Annotated in this window: 16 protein-coding genes and 1 riboswitch; of the genes, 14 read left to right on the top strand and 2 right to left on the bottom strand. The window is 42.2% G+C overall.

All coding sequences use genetic code 11. The features are described from left to right. Positions 1-35 precede the first annotated feature (35 nt). The 8 genes from yhbH to B5D59_RS08995 all read left to right on the top strand — a co-directional run bounded on the left by yhbH (position 36) and on the right by B5D59_RS08995 (position 8,432). On the top strand, positions 36-1,199 hold the full coding sequence (gene yhbH / locus B5D59_RS09030) for a sporulation protein YhbH (protein ID WP_009497235.1): 1,164 nt from the start codon (positions 36-38) through the stop codon (positions 1,197-1,199). Beyond that, the gene (locus B5D59_RS09025; RefSeq protein WP_040758208.1) at positions 1,190-2,593 is read left to right on the top strand and encodes a SpoVR family protein; all 1,404 of its coding nucleotides are present in this window, start codon (positions 1,190-1,192) and stop codon (positions 2,591-2,593) included. The genes yhbH and B5D59_RS09025 overlap by 10 nt, the downstream gene beginning before the upstream one ends. Before the next feature lie 152 nt (positions 2,594-2,745). Then, positions 2,746-3,555, top strand: a complete 810-nt coding sequence (locus B5D59_RS09020; protein WP_078817710.1) for an amino acid ABC transporter substrate-binding protein — start codon at positions 2,746-2,748, stop codon at positions 3,553-3,555. 350 nt (positions 3,556-3,905) lie between these two features. Next, positions 3,906-4,565, top strand: a complete 660-nt coding sequence (locus B5D59_RS09015) for an amino acid ABC transporter permease (RefSeq protein WP_009497226.1) — start codon at positions 3,906-3,908, stop codon at positions 4,563-4,565. A 12-nt stretch (positions 4,566-4,577) separates the two neighbouring features. Continuing rightward, positions 4,578-5,315 (top strand): amino acid ABC transporter ATP-binding protein, encoded by a 738-nt coding sequence (locus tag B5D59_RS09010; protein ID WP_078817709.1) that lies wholly within the window; start codon positions 4,578-4,580, stop codon positions 5,313-5,315. 272 nt (positions 5,316-5,587) lie between these two features. Then, positions 5,588-6,598: an ABC transporter substrate-binding protein gene (locus B5D59_RS09005; RefSeq protein ID WP_009497222.1), complete on the top strand. Its 1,011-nt coding sequence runs from the start codon at positions 5,588-5,590 to the stop codon at positions 6,596-6,598. Positions 6,599-6,616: 18 nt separating this feature from the next. Beyond that, positions 6,617-7,660, top strand: a complete 1,044-nt coding sequence (locus B5D59_RS09000; RefSeq protein ID WP_078817708.1) for an ABC transporter permease — start codon at positions 6,617-6,619, stop codon at positions 7,658-7,660. Then, entirely contained in the window at positions 7,635-8,432 is a 798-nt protein-coding gene (locus B5D59_RS08995) for an ABC transporter ATP-binding protein (protein ID WP_040758206.1), read from the top strand. The genes B5D59_RS09000 and B5D59_RS08995 overlap by 26 nt, the downstream gene beginning before the upstream one ends. 315 nt (positions 8,433-8,747) lie before the next feature. Here B5D59_RS08995 and B5D59_RS08990 read toward each other — a convergent pair whose 3' ends face one another. Next, positions 8,748-9,848, bottom strand: coding sequence for a branched-chain amino acid aminotransferase (locus tag B5D59_RS08990; protein ID WP_009497214.1), 1,101 nt, complete (start codon positions 9,846-9,848; stop codon positions 8,748-8,750). A 128-nt stretch (positions 9,849-9,976) separates the two neighbouring features. Between B5D59_RS08990 and B5D59_RS08985 the strand changes: the two genes are divergently transcribed. The 3 genes from B5D59_RS08985 (at position 9,977) to B5D59_RS08975 (ending at position 12,861) form a co-directional block, all read left to right on the top strand. Further along, positions 9,977-11,101: an NAD(P)/FAD-dependent oxidoreductase gene (locus B5D59_RS08985; protein ID WP_078817707.1), complete on the top strand. Its 1,125-nt coding sequence runs from the start codon at positions 9,977-9,979 to the stop codon at positions 11,099-11,101. A 68-nt stretch (positions 11,102-11,169) separates the two neighbouring features. Next, positions 11,170-12,081, top strand: coding sequence for a pseudouridine-5'-phosphate glycosidase (locus B5D59_RS08980; protein WP_040758202.1), 912 nt, complete (start codon positions 11,170-11,172; stop codon positions 12,079-12,081). Positions 12,082-12,102: 21 nt separating this feature from the next. Next, positions 12,103-12,861, top strand: coding sequence for an exodeoxyribonuclease III (locus tag B5D59_RS08975; protein ID WP_078817706.1), 759 nt, complete (start codon positions 12,103-12,105; stop codon positions 12,859-12,861). A gap of 36 nt (positions 12,862-12,897) precedes the next feature. Here the strand turns inward: B5D59_RS08975 and B5D59_RS08970 are convergent, their stop codons facing one another. Continuing rightward, entirely contained in the window at positions 12,898-14,130 is a 1,233-nt protein-coding gene (locus B5D59_RS08970) for a CynX/NimT family MFS transporter (protein WP_078817705.1), read from the bottom strand. 74 nt (positions 14,131-14,204) lie between these two features. Between B5D59_RS08970 and B5D59_RS08965 the strand changes: the two genes are divergently transcribed. The 3 genes from B5D59_RS08965 to B5D59_RS08955 all read left to right on the top strand — a co-directional run bounded on the left by B5D59_RS08965 (position 14,205) and on the right by B5D59_RS08955 (position 17,479). Then, entirely contained in the window at positions 14,205-15,134 is a 930-nt protein-coding gene (locus B5D59_RS08965) for an AEC family transporter (RefSeq protein ID WP_040758196.1), read from the top strand. Positions 15,135-15,308: 174 nt separating this feature from the next. Further along, positions 15,309-15,410: riboswitch (purine riboswitch) on the top strand. Positions 15,411-15,539: 129 nt separating this feature from the next. Continuing rightward, positions 15,540-16,124, top strand: a complete 585-nt coding sequence (locus B5D59_RS08960; protein ID WP_078817861.1) for a xanthine phosphoribosyltransferase — start codon at positions 15,540-15,542, stop codon at positions 16,122-16,124. Further along, on the top strand, positions 16,124-17,479 hold the full coding sequence (locus B5D59_RS08955) for a nucleobase:cation symporter-2 family protein (RefSeq protein ID WP_078817704.1): 1,356 nt from the start codon (positions 16,124-16,126) through the stop codon (positions 17,477-17,479). Before B5D59_RS08960 ends, B5D59_RS08955 begins: the two co-directional genes overlap by 1 nt. Positions 17,480-17,970: the final 491 nt, after the last annotated feature.

Here is a 17,970-nt window from a genome sequence, read left to right as displayed (position 1 = left end):
GAAACAAATTGTTCGAGAGATAGGCGGGGATTCGAATGGAAGAAAACCAGAAAAGTCGTTTTGTTGTCACTGAGGAAAATTGGTCTCTCCATCGCAAAGGGCATCAGGATCAGCAACGCCATCTAGATAAAATTAAAGAAGTGTTGCAAAGTAATTTGCCTGATTTAATTAGTGAAGAAAATATTATTCTTTCGAATGGAAAAGACGTAGTGAAAATACCGATTCGTTCATTGGATGAGTTCAAAATTCGTTACAACCATGAGAAGTCCAAGCACGTTGGACAAGGAAAGGGAGACAGTAAAGTTGGAGATGTCGTGGCGCAAGGAGAGCAAAAGCAAGCACAACAAGGCAACGGCAAAGAAGCGGGAGACCAACCAGGGCAAGATATCTATGAAACTGAAGTGTCGATGGAAGAGTTGGAAGAGCTTTTCTTCAAGGAGCTGGAGTTACCGGATTTGGAACAAAAAGAACAATCCGTGACGACAATTGAAGATATTGACTTTACGGATATTCGAAAAAAAGGATTGATTGGCAATATAGATAAAAAACGTACTTTACTATCTGCCATTAAACGAAATGCGATGAAAGGGAAAGCGGAAATTGCTCCGATCATAGAAGATGATTTGCGGTTTAAAACGTGGAATCCTGTTGAGAAGCCCCAATCAAAGGCAGTCGTACTTGCGATGATGGATACGAGTGGTTCGATGGGGAAATTTGAGAAGTATATGGCGAGAAGCTTTTTCTTCTGGATGACAAAATTTCTACGCACAAAATATGAAACAGTCGAAATCGAATTCATTGCACACCATACTGAAGCAAAAGTTGTGACGGAAGAGAATTTCTTCAATAAAGGAGAGAGTGGCGGGACGAAATGCTCTTCAGCTTATGAAAAAGCTTTGCAAGTGATCAAAGAATCGTATCCGCCAGCCAGCTATAATATTTATCCGGTACACTTTTCAGACGGAGAAAACATGACAAGCGATAATAGGAAATGCCTGGAGTATGTAGACGAATTACTGTCGATATCTAATATGTTCGGCTACGCAGAAGTGAATGAACACCGTAGAATGTCCACGTTAATGTCCGCGTATAAATCGATAGAGCATCCGAAATTTAATTATTACATTTTACAGAAAAACCGAGATGTTTACTTTGCACTTAAGAAGTTCTTTGAAAAGCGAACGGAGGGATTACGCTGAATGATCAGCTAGCATTAGAGCGAGCAATTGAAGAAATAACCGAGATTGCCAGTGGATTTGGTTTAGATTTTTATCAGATGCGCTATGAAGTGTGTCCTGCAGATATCCTTTACACATTCGGGGCATACGGCATGCCGACCCGCTATACGCATTGGAGTTTCGGAAAGCAATTTCATAAAATGAAACTCCAATATGACATCGGATTAAGCAAGATTTATGAGCTAGTGATTAATTCGAATCCGTGTTATGCATTTTTATTAAATACGAATAGTTTGATTCAAAATAAGTTGATCATTGCCCATGTGCTGGCTCATTGTGATTTCTTTAAAAATAATATTTATTTTTCCAAGACGCGTAAAGACATGGTGGAAAGTATGGCAGCGACAGCAGAGCGCATCGCGGAATATGAAATACGCTATGGTAAGCAAAGAGTTGAAACGTTTTTGGATGCCGTATTGGCTATCCAGGAGCATATTGATCCAAGTATCGTACGCGACATTAAACCATCCTCTTCCTCATTTGATGAGCCTATTGCGAGACGAACAGCTTACGATGACTTATGGAATTTAGATCAGCATCCTGTCCTTGGACAGCAAGCGATCGAGATGAATAAAAAGTTTCCCGAACAGCCGGAGAAGGATGTACTGCTTTTCATATTGGAAAACAGCAGAATTTTAACAGATTGGCAAGCTGATATTTTAACGATGTTGCGTGAGGAAATGCTATATTTCTGGCCGCAGCTGGAAACAAAAATCATGAATGAAGGATGGGCTTCTTATTGGCATCAACAAATACTTCGGGAAATGGATTTGACGCCCTCTGAGACGATTGAATTTGCAAAGTTGAATGCTAATGTTCTCCAACCTTCCAAGACTTCCATCAATCCATATTATCTTGGAGTGAAAATTTTTGAGGATATTGAAAAGCGATATGATTTACTTGCGCAAGGAGCAGATGGAAAAGGTGAACGTCCTATGACAGGGCGAGAAAAGATTTTTGAAGCGAGGGAAATAGAGAATGACACATCGTTCATCCGCAATTATTTGACCGATGACTTGATTAAGCAAGAAGATATGTATGTCTTTCAGAAACAGGAGAATATGTACAAAGTTTCGGATCTGCAGGCAGAGAATGTCCGAAATCAGTTGATCGGGATGCGGGTGAATGGAGGGTTTCCGTATATCGTAGTGGAAGATGGCGATTATATGAAAAATGGTGAGTTGTATCTTGTGCATCGTTACGAGGAGACGGAGCTTGATCTGCCCTATTTAGAGCACGTCCTCCCGCATATCCACCGGCTGTGGGGCCGCATTGTTCATATGGAGACGGTACTTGAGAACAAGTCACTCATATTTTCATATGATGGGCATAAAGTGTTCCGGCGATCTAAATAACGCGGAAGAGAATAGACGGACGTCTATTCTTTTTTCTATGATTAATTTAATTTTAGTAAAGTAGGGGCTTTTCATTTCGGATATCTAATGGTATTTTAGTAATACGTTAATTCTTTAGCGTATTAAAGAGAGGAAGAGAGAGGGGAAATAACATGAAGAAGTCGTTCATATTCCTGTTCGCTGTCTTACTACTAGTTATGGCAGGCTGTTCGGACAAGTCCGCTGAAGGTGATAGTCCTGCAACAAGTGCAGACACAGGGAAAGACAAAGAAGTTAAAGAGATCATCATTGGCGTGGATGATAAATTTGCACCAATGGGGTTCCGAGATGATAAAAATGAGCTAGTAGGATTTGATATCGATATGGCAAAAGCAGCCGCTGAGCATATGGGAGCTGAGGCGAAATTCCAGCCAATCGACTGGAAAACGAAAGAAACCGAATTAAGCAGTGGACGAATTGATTTAATTTGGAATGGTTATACGATTACTGATGAGCGAAAAGAAAAAGTATTATTTACAAAGCCGTACTTGGATAATAACCAAGTGGTTGTAACATTAGCGGATTCAGATATTGGAAAAGTAGAAGAGCTAGATGGGAAAGTAGTTGGCTTGCAAGCTTTGTCTTCAGCAGGACCGGCACTGGAGAGTCACCCGATCCATGAAAAATTAAAAACCGTAACCGAGTTTGCAGATAATGTATTGGCACTGACAGACCTTAAAACAGGCCGTCTCGACGCGGTCGTACTTGACGAAGTTGTCATCGACTACTATATGACAAAAGAAGAAGGAGTCTTCAAGAAACTAGATGGTTCTTTAGCGGTTGAGGAGTACGGGATTGGTGTCAAGAAAGGCAATGAAGAGTTACTCGAAAACTTACAAAAAGCTTTAGATACGATGAACGAAGATGGCACTTCCGCTGACATCTCCACTGAATGGTTTGGAGAAGATAAACTCCTTCGTTGATTCGAAATTATATATGTTGTATTAAAGTTTTTATATGAGTTTGCTCAGAAATGGACACTCAGTTGATTGGAGTGGAAGGCGGCGACTCCTGCGGGGTATAGCGCGAATGGCGAGACCCCACAGGAGCAAAGCGACGAGGAGGCTCGCCCGCGCCCCGCGGAAAGCGTCCGCCTGGAACGGAAATCAACGGGTTCTACGTTGTACTTTGAGTGTAAGTTATTTATTTTAGCGTATATAGCGAAAAAATAGTGTATCAACTGTGTTGCAGAAAGTTGAGAGTACTGACTTTCTGCAGCATTTTATAATGGAAGTCCAAGAGTTTTTAACTGTGTTTTTGGAGGAATTAAACGATGAATTTTGACTATTTTATGTCTATGCTGATCCCAATGCTCGAAGGAGCTAAAGCGACCGTCCTATTATTCGTGCTCGCTATCGTTCTTTCGATTCCACTTGGTTTTATGCTGACACTTGCCGTAAGAAGTAGTATGAAACCAATTTCTTTTTTAGCGCAAACTTATATTTATATCATGCGTGGGACCCCTTTGTTATTGCAGCTATTGTTTTTTGTCTTTGGTTTGCCACTTCTTCCGGTAATTGGGGAGTTTCTCGTGTTAGACCGGTTCGTCGCTGCCACATTGGCGTTTATTTTGAACTATGCGGCCTACTTTGCTGAAATCTTTCGCGGTGGCCTCCTATCCATTGATAAAGGACAGTACGAAGCTTCGCAAGTCCTCGGATTATCAAAATGGCAAACGACTACACGTGTCATTCTACCGCAGATGTTCCGAGTGACGTTACCACCGATTGCTAATGAGTCTGTCTCCTTAGTAAAGGACACAGCCTTATTGTATGCAGTGGCGGTACCCGAGCTGCTCCACTACGCGCAGACCGTGGTCAATCGAGATTTTACGATCATTCCATTTTTCATTGCAGCGGGGATCTATTTATTGATTGCCTTTGCATTGACGATTGTTTTCAAGTATTTAGAGAGAAAGCTGCAATATGATTGAGGAGAGAAAATTATGTCTTTCATTGAAGTACGTAACTTAAAGAAATCATTCGGACCATTAGAAGTATTGAAAGACTTAACTTTTAATGTAGAGAAAAATGATGTTTTGGCAATCATCGGACCTTCAGGTTCAGGTAAGAGTACAATGCTTCGAAGTTTGATTCAGTTGGAGGAAGTAGAAGGGGGCAGTATTGCTGTGGATGGCGATCATCTAGTGAAGGATGGCCTCTATGCTAAACCGGCAGACAGTAAAAAAATCATCGCGAAAATGGGAATGGTATTTCAGCAATTCAACTTATTTCCGCATTTGACAGTCAAACAAAATTTAGAATTGGCATCCAAGCTTGTAAAAAAAGAACAAGCGAAAGAATATAGTGATAGAAGCATTGAATTATTGGAGAAAGTTGGTCTGGCTGACAAACGATATGAGTTTCCTTCTAGGCTTTCGGGGGGTCAAAAACAACGTGTTGCGATCGCAAGAGCTTTGATGATGAATCCGGATATTTTATTGTTTGATGAACCGACGTCTGCATTGGATCCGCAGCTGACAAAAGAAGTACTGCAAGTAATGAAAAAGCTTGCGGAAGAACATATGACGATGATAGTTGTTACTCATGAGATGGAATTCGCGAGCAATGTCGCAAACCGAGTGATTTTTATGGATAAAGGATTGATTGTCGAAGAAGGGAACCCACAGGAAGTTTTAAAATCGCCAAAGGAACTGCGCACGAAACAATTTTTAAACTATTAATTAAGTGAATAAAAGATAAGAGTAATTTTTTTGTTTAGCCAAGCGAGGTAAGTAGCGCTTGGCTAATTACAGTTTAATTATCTCTCTGCTTCTATAATTTTCTTAATTAATACATAATAATGACAAGAAGATCTTCGATTTATGGGAATTTACTTAAAATATCGAATAATGCATTGACGGATAACTTAGTAGAGTGTACGATAACGTATAATTATTGCCTTTTCTGAATATATCGACAAGGTAATAGAGAGAAAAGTATAGGGGGATTTTCTATGAAGAGACGTTGGATGACTTATGCAGCAGCGCTATTTAGTATCGTGCTCATCTTAGCTGCATGTGGAGGGAAAAAGGAGTCATCAGGATCATCGGCAAACGATCAAAATGATGATAATGAAAAAGAGGGAGAAAAATACACGATCGGCGTGACACAAATTGTTGAACACCCATCTTTAGATTCTGCACTAAAAGGTTTTGAAAAAGCGATTAAAGATGCAGGGTTAGATGTTGAATACGATAAACAAAATGCGCAAAATGACAATAGTTCAAACTCTACGATTGCTAATAACCTGGCAGGAGCTGGAGTAGATTTGATTTTCGCCAACTCTACACCAAGTGCTCAGGCAGCGGCAAGCGCTACACAAGATATCCCAATTGTCTTTACATCTGTTACGGATGCAGTAGCGGCAGAACTGGTTGCTTCCAATGAAGAACCTGGTGGAAATGTGACGGGCACAATTGATAACCATCCTGATGCAATCTCGAACACAATGAAATTTTTGAAAGAACAAATTGGTGCCAAAAAAGTAGGTATGATCTTTAACTCTGGAGAGCAGAATTCACGTCTTCAAGTAGATCAGGTGAAAGAAATTTTGAAAGATATGGACATGGAAGTAGTCGAAGCTTCTGTTGCTACATCTGCTGACGTGAAACAGGCAGCTGAGTCATTGGTTGGTTCAGTCGACTCACTGTATATCATTACAGACAATACAGTAGTTTCGGCTTTGGAATCCGTCGTTTCTGTTGCAAATGATAATAAGATTCCGATGATGGTTGGGGAATTCGATTCAGTTGAAAGAGGAGGCTTGGGGGCTTACGGCTTCGAATACTACGATATCGGTTATGAAGCGGGTGAAATGGCAGCGAAGATTCTAAAAGGGGAAGCAACTCCTGATTCTTTACCTGTACAAGTTCCCCAGAATTTAAAATTAGTAGTGAATAAGAAGACTGTTGAAACAATCGGTCTTGAAATCCAAGACGATTGGAATGCCGAAACGGTAGAATAAGTTAGGAGATGATCTTGCATGTTTTCAGCTGTATTTGGCTCAGTTGAGCAGGGCATCATCTATGCGATCATGGCGCTCGGAGTGTATCTTACATTCCGAGTGCTTGATTTTCCAGATTTGACGGTGGACGGAAGTTTTGTGACAGGAGCAGCAGTGGCGGCCACGATGATTGTATTTGATTACCATCCACTCGTTGCAACACTAACCGCAATTGTCGTCGGTTTTTTTGCGGGATGTATAACAGGCTTATTACATACCAAAGGAAAAATCAATCCACTTTTATCCGGAATCCTCATGATGATAGCTCTCTACTCGATAAACCTTCGGATAATGGGACTGACTACTGAAAGTTCAGTAGGACGCCCGAACATCCCGCTCTTGAATGCAGAAACGATTTTCAGCAAGTTCCAAGGTTTTTGGAGCGACCTTGGAATTGATGGGGCTATAAATGGCTTCCTGTCAGGCCTGGGTATTGAACATTTACCTGCGACATGGGGCACTTTGTTCTTGATGATTTTGGTGACGATCCTGATTAAACTGATTGCCGATTGGTTTTTGCAGACGGAAGTCGGATTGGCTATACGTGCGACAGGAGATAATAAAAAAATGATTCGCAGCTTTTCCGCGAATACAGATACTCTCGTAATTTTAGGATTAGGAATTTCCAATGCGTTGGTGGCATTCTCGGGCTCATTGATAGCCCAGTATGGTAAGTTCGCCGATAACGGAATGGGAATTGGAATGATCATCATAGGTTTAGCTTCTGTCATAATTGGTGAGGCGATATTCGGAACAAAAACAATTTTCCGTACGACATTGGCGGTCATCTTCGGGGCTGTCATTTATCGAATTGTGTTAGGTCTTTCCTTGCGAGTGAAGTTTCTTGACTCCGGCGATATGAAATTGATTACTGCGATCATTGTGATCGCGGCATTGATTATCCCGCAAATTTTAGAAAAGAGACGGGAAAAAGCCCGAAAAGCACGTCGACAAGCCGAGCGAATGGAAATGAAAGCAGCACAAGGGGGTCATAGGATTGTTGAAACTGGATCAAATCAATAAAACTTTCAATGAAGCTACCCCAGACGAAAAAGTGGCGCTCGACCAGATTAATCTTCATTTGCATCCTGGTGATTTTGTTACAGTAATCGGAAGTAATGGAGCAGGGAAGTCCACGATGATGAATATGATATCAGGTGCATTGACGCCTGACTTTGGTAATATTTATCTTGACGGTAAAGACGTAACGAGATTAGCCGAGTTTAAGCGTTCGAAAATGATCGGGCGGGTTTTTCAAGATCCGATGGCAGGCACAGCACCGACAATGACGATAGAAGAGAATTTGGCGATGGCTTATTCACGCAATAAACGTCGTTCGCTTCATCGCGGTGTAGACAAAAAGCGGAAAGAGTTGTTTCGTACGTCTCTTGAAACATTGCACTTAAATTTAGAAAATCGAATGTCTGCTAAAGTGGGATTGTTGTCCGGCGGAGAGCGGCAAGCGTTGTCGCTGTTAATGGCTACGTTTACTCAGCCGTCAATTTTATTGTTGGACGAGCATACGGCGGCACTAGACCCTTCTCGTGCAGAGTTGATCACGGATTTGACGAAGAGGTTAGTCGAGCATGAAAGGTTGACGACTTTGATGGTGACGCATAATATGCAGCAGGCACTGGATCTTGGAAATCGTTTGATCATGATGGATAAGGGACAGATCATATTAGAAGTGGAAGAAGAAGAAAAGCAAGGCTTGACAATTGCGAAGCTGATGGATGAATTCCAACGAATTCGTGGTGAGCAGTTGACAAGTGATGCCGCGTTGCTATCTGTATAAATAGAAAGAGGAGGCTGTTCTGAAAGTGAAACGATCTTTCAGTGTCAGCCTTTTTTAAGTTATAAAGCAAGAGGGAGCAGAAGAACGCATCAATGTGTTGTCGGACTGAACCAAAACCCTTTTGGACCGTACAGTTGTCAAGCAGCTCTGCTCCAAACCTCCTGCCTAACGAAACAGACCAGCCGTGTACCGCGCATTTCTCTACAGCAGTGAAAACTGACTGACTAAGATGTACAAAAGATTTTTTTATACAAAAAAACGCCCAAAAAGTCAGGTTGAAATGACTTTTTGGGCAGTTTCTATTCTCATCCACGGTCAAGCAAGTTGAGCAATATGTTTTTTGATTTCGTAGACCCAATTGAAAGGATCGTTTTCTTTGCCTGTTTGGATATTTGTCAGTGTGTCGTACAGTTTTTTTGAAAGCTCTCCAGTTTCTCCATTGCCGATGATCATTTTATAGCCATCCCAATTCAGTTCGCCTACTGGAGAGATGACAGCGGCTGTTCCGGTACCGAAAACTTCTTCCAGCTGCCCATTTTCATAGGCATTTCGAATTTCGTCCATCGAAATTTTTCGTTCGGCCACAGGTACTTCCCAATGACGTAGTAGCTGTAGTATAGACTTCCGTGTGATACCTTCCAGAATACTGCCGTTGATTGCAGGCGTCACGACTTCTCCGTTGATTTTGAAGAAAATGTTCATGCTGCCTACTTCCTCTACGTACTTACGCTCCACACCGTCTAACCAAAGCACCTGTGAATAGCCTTGTTGATCGGCTACTTCTTGTGCTTTTAATGCTGAAGCATAATTGCCGGCTGTTTTCGCGCTTCCTGTACCGCCTTTTGTGGCGCGAACAAATTCATTTTCAACCAGAATCTTTACAGGATGGATTCCCTCTTTATAATAAGAACCTACCGGAGAAAGAATCATGAAAAATTGATATTTCTTAGCAGGTGCTACGCCAAGGAAAGCTTCCGTTGCAATTACAAATGGTCGAATATATAATGAAGTCCCATCGAGAGTCGGAATCCAATCTTTGTCGATTTGCAGAAGCTGGTTTAGTGCGTATAAGGCATTCTCTTCATCGATTCGCGGCATGCACAAACGATCTAATGAATAATTGAGGCGTTTCATATTTTCTTCAGGACGGAACATACGGATCGTTCCTTCTTCCGATTTATATGCTTTCATTCCTTCGAAAACTGTTTGCCCATAATGGAAGACGATAGCTGCAGGATCAAGCGTCAGTGGTGCATAGGGTACGATACGGTGACTGTGCCAGCCTTTGCCTTCCTCGTAATCTACGATGAGCATGTGATCCGTAAATGTTTTCCCGAAAACTAAAGTTGCTGGATCTGGCTTTTCTTTTTTGCTTTGTGTAAGTTGTATTTGCATAGGTACTCTTGTCATAATCATCAGATCTCCTCTGGATGTAGAATATTCCGAAAAATCTTTCGAATAGAATCATTATACTGCTTTTTCAGAAAAAATAAAGTGAAAAATTTGTCGAATTTGAAAAGTATATAAAAAGGAGTTAATTTAGTATGAAGAAAATCATTATTATCGGTGCGGGGATCGTCGGAATTTCTGCTGCGTATCATCTATCCAATCAAGATGTGGAAGTCATTGTAATCGATCGACAGGAACCAGGGCAAGCGACGAGAGCGGCGGCAGGCATTATCTGTCCTTGGGCTTCGCAGCGACGAAACAAGGCATGGTATGCACTAGCAACAGCAGGAGCAGCCTATTATCCCGAGTTGATTCGATCACTGGAAGAGGAAGGAGAAACTGAAACAGGATATAAGAAAGTTGGAGCCTTGGCTATCCATACCGAGCGTGAACGTTTACATAAGAAAATGGATTTATTGGAAGGGCGCAAAAAATCATCTCCCGAAATCGGAGAAGTGGAGTTATTGGACATGACGCAAACGGCGAAATATTTCCCTGCGCTCTCAGACGAATATAGTTCTGTTAGAATCACAGGGGCTGCCAAAGTGGATGGCCAGGCCTTGCGCGAAGCCTTAGAGCGAGTCGTGGTAAAAAGAGGGGTGCAGTTGATTAAAGGTTCTGCTGTTCCTTACATGACAGGTGGGAGTGTCAGTGGTGTCATCGTTGGAAATCAGATAATCAAAGGGGATCAAGTCATTTTAGCTGCAGGTGCATGGGCTAATGAATTTACAGAGCCTTTAGGGAAGACGCTGTTAGTCTATGGCCAGAAAGCACAGATACTTCACTTGCAGACATCATACAATACATCAGGGGATTGGCCCGTCATCATGCCGCCCGCCACACAATATATTGTGCCGTTTGAAGACGGGAAATTTGTTGCAGGGGCAACACATGAAAATACAGACAATTTTGATACTCGGCCAACAGCTGGTGGTATACTAGAAGTATTGACGAATGTGTTACCGGTGGCGCCGGGTTTGAAGGATGCTGAAGTTGCCGAGGTAAGAGTTGGAATTCGACCGCATACACCGAACTTTATGCCGGTCATTGGCCGATTGCCCGATCATCCGATGATCTGGGTAGCCAACGGACTCGGGTCTTCAGGTTTAACAGTGGGTCCGTTCGTCGGTAAATTGTTGTCCCAGTTGGTGTTGGATCAACCGACGGGATGGAATCTGGAAAGCTATCAGATCGAACAAATCATTGCGGAAGAACATTGAACAAATGATAGAGTATGTTTATCTTTGGTATGGGGGTAAAGTTATTGGACGGTAAAGGGGGAACTCAGATGAGAAGATATGTATCTTATTCGGAAGAAGTCAAAGAAGCGATGAAATATGGCAAACCTTTAGTTGCGTTGGAGTCGACAATCATTACATATGGAATGCCTTATCCGGAAAATGTAAAAGCTGCACGTGAGGTTCAGCAGATTATTCGAGAAAACGGAGCAGTGCCTGCTACGATTGCAATCATGGACGGCAAGATTAAAATAGGGTTGTCGGATGAAGAGTTGGAAAGTTTTGGCGATAGCAAGGGGGTTATCAAAGCGTCCAGACGAGATATAAGTTATCTTATCGCTACCAAGAAGCCTGGTGCTACGACTGTAGCAGCATCGATGTTTTTCGCGGATTTGGCGCGTATTCGTGTATTCACGACAGGTGCAATTGGAGGGGTTCATCGTGGTGTCGAGGAGACGTTGGATATTTCTGCGGACTTAGAGGAATTTGCACTTACGAGTGTAGCAGTCGTTTGTTCAGGGGCTAAATCCATACTTGATTTAGGTAAGACACTCGAATACATGGAGACTAAAGGGGTCCCGGTTATAGGCTACCGGACGAATATTTTTCCTGCTTTTTATACGAGGGGCAGTGAACATCGTGTAGACTATCAAGTGGACGATATCGAATTAATGGCGGAAATGCTGCGTGTCAAATGGAATCTCGGTTTAGAAGGCAGTACGATAATTGCCAATCCAATTCCTGAAGAATATGCGATGGATCAGCACTATATGGATCAGCTTGTATCGAATGCGTTAATAGAGGCGAAACAGTTAGGAATAAGCGGTAAAGACCTCACCCCGTATATGTTGAAGAAAGTCCAGCAGTTGACGGACGGAAAAAGCTTGGAAGCGAATATCGCATTGGTTAAATCGAATGCGGCACTGGCTGCAAAATTAGCTGTTAGTTTCAATGGCAATTAAATTTAGATAGGTTGTGTAAAGTTGAAGGTAGTATCTTGGAATGTCAATGGCATACGGGCTTGCGTGAAAAAAGGGTTCAATGACTTTTTTGAGCAAATGCAAGCGGATATTTTTTGTGTTCAGGAAATCAAATGCCAAGAAGGACAAATTGAATTGCCGTTTGACGGATATGAACACTATTGGAATTACGCAGAGAAAAAAGGTTATTCCGGCACGGCTGTTTTTACAAAGCAACGACCGCTATCTGTCCAATATGGATTGAATGGGCAAGACAGTGAAGCGGAGGGTCGTGTACTGACGCTAGAGTTTGAAAAGTTCTTCTTAGTGAACTGTTATACTCCGAATTCACAGAGAGACTTGGCACGTCTTTCCTACAGATTAAAATGGGAAGATGAAATGCTCGCTCATTTAACAGAACTAGACGCACAGAAACCTGTTATTTACTGTGGAGATTTAAATGTTGCACACGAAGAGATTGATATTTGCAATGTGAAATCCAACTATGGCAATTCAGGGTTTACGAAAGAAGAGCGTGCGAAGATGACACGTTTGCTTGATTCGGGATTCATTGATACGTTTCGCTATTTGCACCCTAACCAAGAAGGGGCTTATACGTGGTGGTCCTATATGCGGGATGTAAGAGCTCGTAATATTGGCTGGCGGATTGACTATTTGCTCATTTCAAATCGTCTTCAGTCAACACTTCAAACAAGTGAAATTCATGCAGAGATCTTGGGGAGCGATCATTGTCCAATTTCTGCAGAGTTTGTATTTGCATGAATAAAAGAGCAAGTGCAACAGCACTTGCTCTTTTTATCATGAAGCCTTTGGATCTTGAGAAATGATTCGATTTTTTCCTGCATACATCCCGCTTACGAATACCAAGAATGCGATAAACATGAATGCATAGAGCGGAGTTGTCCAAGAACCTGTCCAGTCGTGCAAATAACCGAAAAGAACAGGACCGACCGCTGCAAGTAGGTATCCGACGGACTGTGCCATGCCGGAAAGAGAAGCGGCTTCTTCAGGTGTGTTGGTCCGCAATGTAAAGAACATCATCGATAGACCAAATGCAGAGCCTCCGCCAAGTCCGATGAAAATCATCCATAACGCAGTCAAGTTTTCGCTGCCAAATTGCACGCCGGCATATCCGATAAAATAACATGCAAATATAGCGACGACAAGCACGCGTTGATTTTTCAATCTATCTGCAATCATCGGTATGATAAACAACATAGGTAACTGTGCGAATTGGACCAGAGACAGCATCCAGCCGGCTGCTTCGTTCGATAAGCCGGTCGTCTGAAGAACCACGGGTATCCAGGAGGAAGTTGTATAGAACAAAAAGGATTGGAAGCCCATGAAAAAAGTGACGCTCCAGGCAATTGGCGAACGCCAAAGCGGAGTTTTCGGACGTGCTTTCAAGTCATTCGTTACTTCTTTTTCGGTTTCGGGTTTTTTTCGGATTTGCGGAATCCACACGATGATAGCTATAAATGTAATGACACCCCAGATGCCGAGCGCACCTTGCCATCCATATGTAGTGTTATTGGCAATGGGTGCAGCGATCCCGGACGCGAGTGTTGCGGATATATTCATGGAAACGGAATACAAGCCTGTCATCAATCCGATATGTAATGGAAAACTCAGTTTCAGCAAGCCGGGAAGTAGAACATTCGCAAAAGCGATGCCTACACCTATTAAAAATGTACCAATTAGTAGTAAGCTGCTAGATCCTACAGAGCGCAGAGTAATACCTGCCATTAGTACAATCAACGAATAAAAAAGAGTGGGCGCCATGCCGTATTTTTTTGATATACGAGGCACGAATGGTGAAACAATAGCAAAAGCGAGCAACGGAATCGTTGTCAAGAAGCCCGCTAGCGAATTGGATATTTGCAATTGGTCTCGAATGGCCCCGATAATAGGTCCTACAGATGTCAGTGGTGATCGAATCGTTGCGGCGATAAATAGAATGCCGGCTAACAGGATCCACTGACTCTTTGGAAAATGTAAATGTTTGTTCGGTCGTACGTTTTTTGAATTCAAAATAGTGAAGCCTCCTATTAATGAAGATCGATCCAAGAAGTATATGGCTATAAGAACAGAAAGGAGATCTCCTAGTGGAATATTTACTCATAGTCTTCGTAAATGTTATCACACCGATGCTAATTTTATTAGCAATTGGGGTTGTTTTGCAAATAAAATTTACTTTTAACGTTAAGGCGTTAGGGAATATCTTAACGTATTGTCTCATCCCGGCTGCTGTATTCATGAATTTATACCATACGGTGATCAATGTGAAAGTCTTGCTGGATGTTTTATTTTTTGTTGTATTATTCAGTACTTCGCTGATTGTCATAGGTCATCTATTCAGTAAAATGCTGCGTCTAAACCGCCAGCAATCCGCAGTAATGAAAAATAGTATTGTCCTCATTAACTCTGGTAACTATGGATTGCCGGTCAGCCAATTGGTTTTCCATGCAAATCCGCTCGGTGTCTCAATTCAAATTGTCTTGATCGTCTATCAAAATCTCCTGACGTATTCCTATGGTTTATATAATCTAGTTTCTGCGACACAATCAGGAGCGGCCATTCTGAAACAATTTATTAAGATGCCGATCATTCATGCACTTTGGCTCGGGGCATTTCTGAACTTGGCAAACATCCAATTGCCTCTCTTCGTTGAATTGCCGATCGAACATTTATCCAACGCATTCATCGCGATTGCACTCATTACATTAGGCGCACAATTAGCGCAAATAAAAGTGAAGGCGCTATGGAATCGACTGATTTTTTTGAGCGCATTCGGGCGCCTCATTCTTTCACCGACTGTTGCGCTTCTTCTTATCATGCTGTTGAAGATTGACGGTGTCACAGCTCAGTCTTTATGGATCGCAAGTTCATTCCCGACGTCAAGGAACAGTTCCACTCTGGCATTGGAGTACGATATAGAGGCTGAACTGGCAGCGCAAATTGTCTTGTTTACTACTGTGATCAGCAGCTTTACAGTCGGCTTGGTGATTTATTTGTCCTCTATCATTTTTGTTTGACAATGGGAAAAAAGCGAGTGGAATAGCAGTCATTGCTTTTTATTACATCTCTCCTGAAGTTATGATACATAATTTTTTTGACAGGAATATGTCCAAGCTCCAAAAGGAAAGGATCCAATGAGTTTAATTGGAAGAATTAAGTATTGAAATGTAGTCGAATCATGCTATACTATTACCATTCAGTTAAATAGAACTCATATAATCGCGGGAATATGGCCCGCAAGTTTCTACCGATCTACCGTAAATGGGTCGCCTATGAGGAGTATGAAAAGCAGATTTCTTTGTCGTTCGACAGGAAAATGCTTTTTCATCTTTAAAAGCGTAGATGCCGCTCTCTCATAGTTTATATGGGGAAATGGCATGTACGCTTTTTTTATTCGTACATTTGAAGGGAGCAAAACACAAGTGGAGTTGTTAAAAGAAAAGATTCGACAAGATGGTAAAGTATTATCGGAAGAGGTATTGAAAGTCGATTCGTTTTTAAATCATCAAATCGATCCAGTACTGATGCAGGAAATCGGGAAGGAATTCGTTGCGCGGTTTAGTGACCAGAACATCACAAAGATCGTCACGATTGAATCTTCAGGAATTGCTCCTGCCACGATGGCTGGCCTAATTTTAGGTGTACCTGTCGTCTTTGCGAGAAAACGAAAATCTCTTACATTGACGGATCATCTCTACTCCGCAAAAGTACATTCATTCACGAAAAATGAATCAAATGATATTTCGGTTTCTAAAGATTTCATTTCCAATGAAGACACCGTGTTGTTGATCGATGATTTCTTAGCGAATGGACAAGCAGCACTTGGATTAATAGATATTGCAGAACAAGCAGGCGCAAAAATCGCTGGTGTAGGTATTGTCATTGAAAAAGCATTCCAACCAGGCGGGGAATTAATACGTAAGGCCGGGATTCGACTGGAATCATTGGCGGAACTACAGTCCTTGCAGGATGGAAAAGTGCAATTCGTCGGGGAGGAAGCCTTCTAATGAAAACTACCTTGCTTGGTTTTCAACATTTACTAGCTATGTATGCTGGAGCTGTATTAGTCCCTCTGATCGTTGGGAACGCTATCGGTTTGACACCAACACAGCTGACGTATCTCGTGTCGATTGATATTCTGATGTGCGGAATTGCAACGATTTTACAAATTTCGCGTAATAAATATTTCGGTATTGGCTTGCCTGTTGTGCTCGGCTGTACGTTCACGGCAGTCGGCCCAATGATTTTGATTGGAAATGAATATGGGATTTCGGCTATTTACGGTGCGGTCATCGCTTCTGGAGTGATTATCTTTTTCATCAGCCGGTTTTTTGGAAGCTTAGTTCGTTTCTTCCCTCCCGTTGTGACAGGTTCGGTCGTGACAATTATTGGAATTACATTGATTCCAGTTGCGATAAATAATATGGGTGGCGGTCAAGGGGCTTCTGATTTTGGCTCACTGACGAATATTGGTTTGTCATTTGGTACCTTGTTGTTTATCGTGCTGATGTATAGATTCTCTACAGGTTTCTTGCAGTCGATTGCGATCTTGCTTGGATTGGTAGGAGGTACTGTGGCGGCTGTATTCTTAGGCATCGTGGACTTTTCAAATGTACAAGATGCTTCCTATGTGCATATGGTGCTTCCGTTTTACTTAGCGACACCAACTTTTCACTTGTTGCCGATTGCAATCATGACGTTGGTTGCAATGGTTTCATTAGTAGAGTCGACAGGTGTGTATTTCGCGCTTGGAGACATTTGTGATGAAGAGATTGATAAAAGTAAACTGGAAAAAGGTTACCGTGCAGAAGGATTGGCTTCTGTCATCGGTGGAATTTTCAATGCCTTTCCATATACGACGTTTTCACAAAATGTTGGTTTAATGCAGTTGTCAGGTGTCAAATCACGCCGCGTCATTTTAGTGACAGCGGTCATGCTGATTTCATTGGGCTTCTTACCTAAAGTTGCAGCACTTGCTACAATCGTCCCGAATGCTGTCCTTGGAGGGGCGATGGTTGCGATGTTCGGAATGGTGGTCGCTCAAGGAATTAAAATGCTGAGCCCAGTCATATCGAAATCTCAGGACAATGCGATGATCGTTGCGTGTTCGATTGGAATTGGTCTAGGGGTCTCAGTTGTACCGGATCTGTTTGCAAAATTGCCAGACAGTGTGCAAATTTTAACGAGTAATGGGATTGTGTTAGGGAGTTTAACTGCGATTTTCTTAAATATCATCTTCAATATGGTGCCTTCGGGAAAGAAGCAGACAAAACAGAAAGCTAGTGAAACGAAGACACAGCCAGTTACGATGAAAGAAGGTCCTTCTTCCGTATTGGTAAGTGCTTCTGCTCAAAGTGAATAAGTGAAAAATGTATAACCAATAAAAGAGGCTGGGACAAAAGGGTTCAAAACGATAAAAAACCGAATGATTACAAAACATTCCAACGAAGTTTTGTAAAATTGTTCGGTTTTTTCTAATGCAAAGGTATTGCAGACTTGGAGCTGCCTATGGGATTTCCGCTGCGGGCAGGGACGCTTTCTTACCTCTAGTCAAGGGTTTTGTTAGAATAAAAGATACGTACTATGATTTACTATCCGAATAGGCGTGTGAAACCACAGCTAGTGAGCACCCCGGGATTTCCGCTCCAGACGGTACGCTTTCCGGGGGGCGTGGCCTTGAGCCTCCTCGTTCGCTTCGCTTCCTGCGGGGTCTCAAGACGCACGCTGATCCCCCAGGAGTCGACCGTCTTCCGCTCCAATCCTATATAGCGAGCGAAAGAAGCCATCCCCCGTCATGATCTAATTGCTTAAACTGAAAAAATTAGTAAAATCTGAGCTTTATTTTTGCATATG

The sequence above is a fragment of the Sporosarcina newyorkensis genome, assembly GCF_900167515.1.
Classification (GTDB): Bacteria; Bacillota; Bacilli; order Bacillales_A; family Planococcaceae; genus Sporosarcina; species Sporosarcina newyorkensis.
Note: the sequence above shows the minus strand (reverse complement) of the source record. Positions and strands in the feature narration are given on the sequence as shown.

Bases quoted from the DNA above. Each gene is read 5' to 3' on its own strand.
- B5D59_RS08985 (WP_078817707.1), top strand. From the start codon at position 9,977: ATGAAGAAAATCATTATTATCGGTGCGGGGATCGTCGGAATTTCTGCT.
- B5D59_RS09010 (WP_078817709.1), top strand. From the start codon at position 4,578: ATGTCTTTCATTGAAGTACGTAACTTAAAGAAATCATTCGGACCATTA.
- B5D59_RS08990 (WP_009497214.1), bottom strand. From the start codon at position 9,848: ATGATTATGACAAGAGTACCTATGCAAATACAACTTACACAAAGCAAA.
- B5D59_RS09005 (WP_009497222.1), top strand. From the start codon at position 5,588: ATGAAGAGACGTTGGATGACTTATGCAGCAGCGCTATTTAGTATCGTG.
- B5D59_RS08980 (WP_040758202.1), top strand. From the start codon at position 11,170: ATGAGAAGATATGTATCTTATTCGGAAGAAGTCAAAGAAGCGATGAAA.
- B5D59_RS09020 (WP_078817710.1), top strand. From the start codon at position 2,746: ATGAAGAAGTCGTTCATATTCCTGTTCGCTGTCTTACTACTAGTTATG.
- B5D59_RS09000 (WP_078817708.1), top strand. From the start codon at position 6,617: ATGTTTTCAGCTGTATTTGGCTCAGTTGAGCAGGGCATCATCTATGCG.
- B5D59_RS08955 (WP_078817704.1), top strand. From the start codon at position 16,124: ATGAAAACTACCTTGCTTGGTTTTCAACATTTACTAGCTATGTATGCT.
- B5D59_RS09015 (WP_009497226.1), top strand. From the start codon at position 3,906: ATGAATTTTGACTATTTTATGTCTATGCTGATCCCAATGCTCGAAGGA.
- yhbH (WP_009497235.1), top strand. From the start codon at position 36: ATGGAAGAAAACCAGAAAAGTCGTTTTGTTGTCACTGAGGAAAATTGG.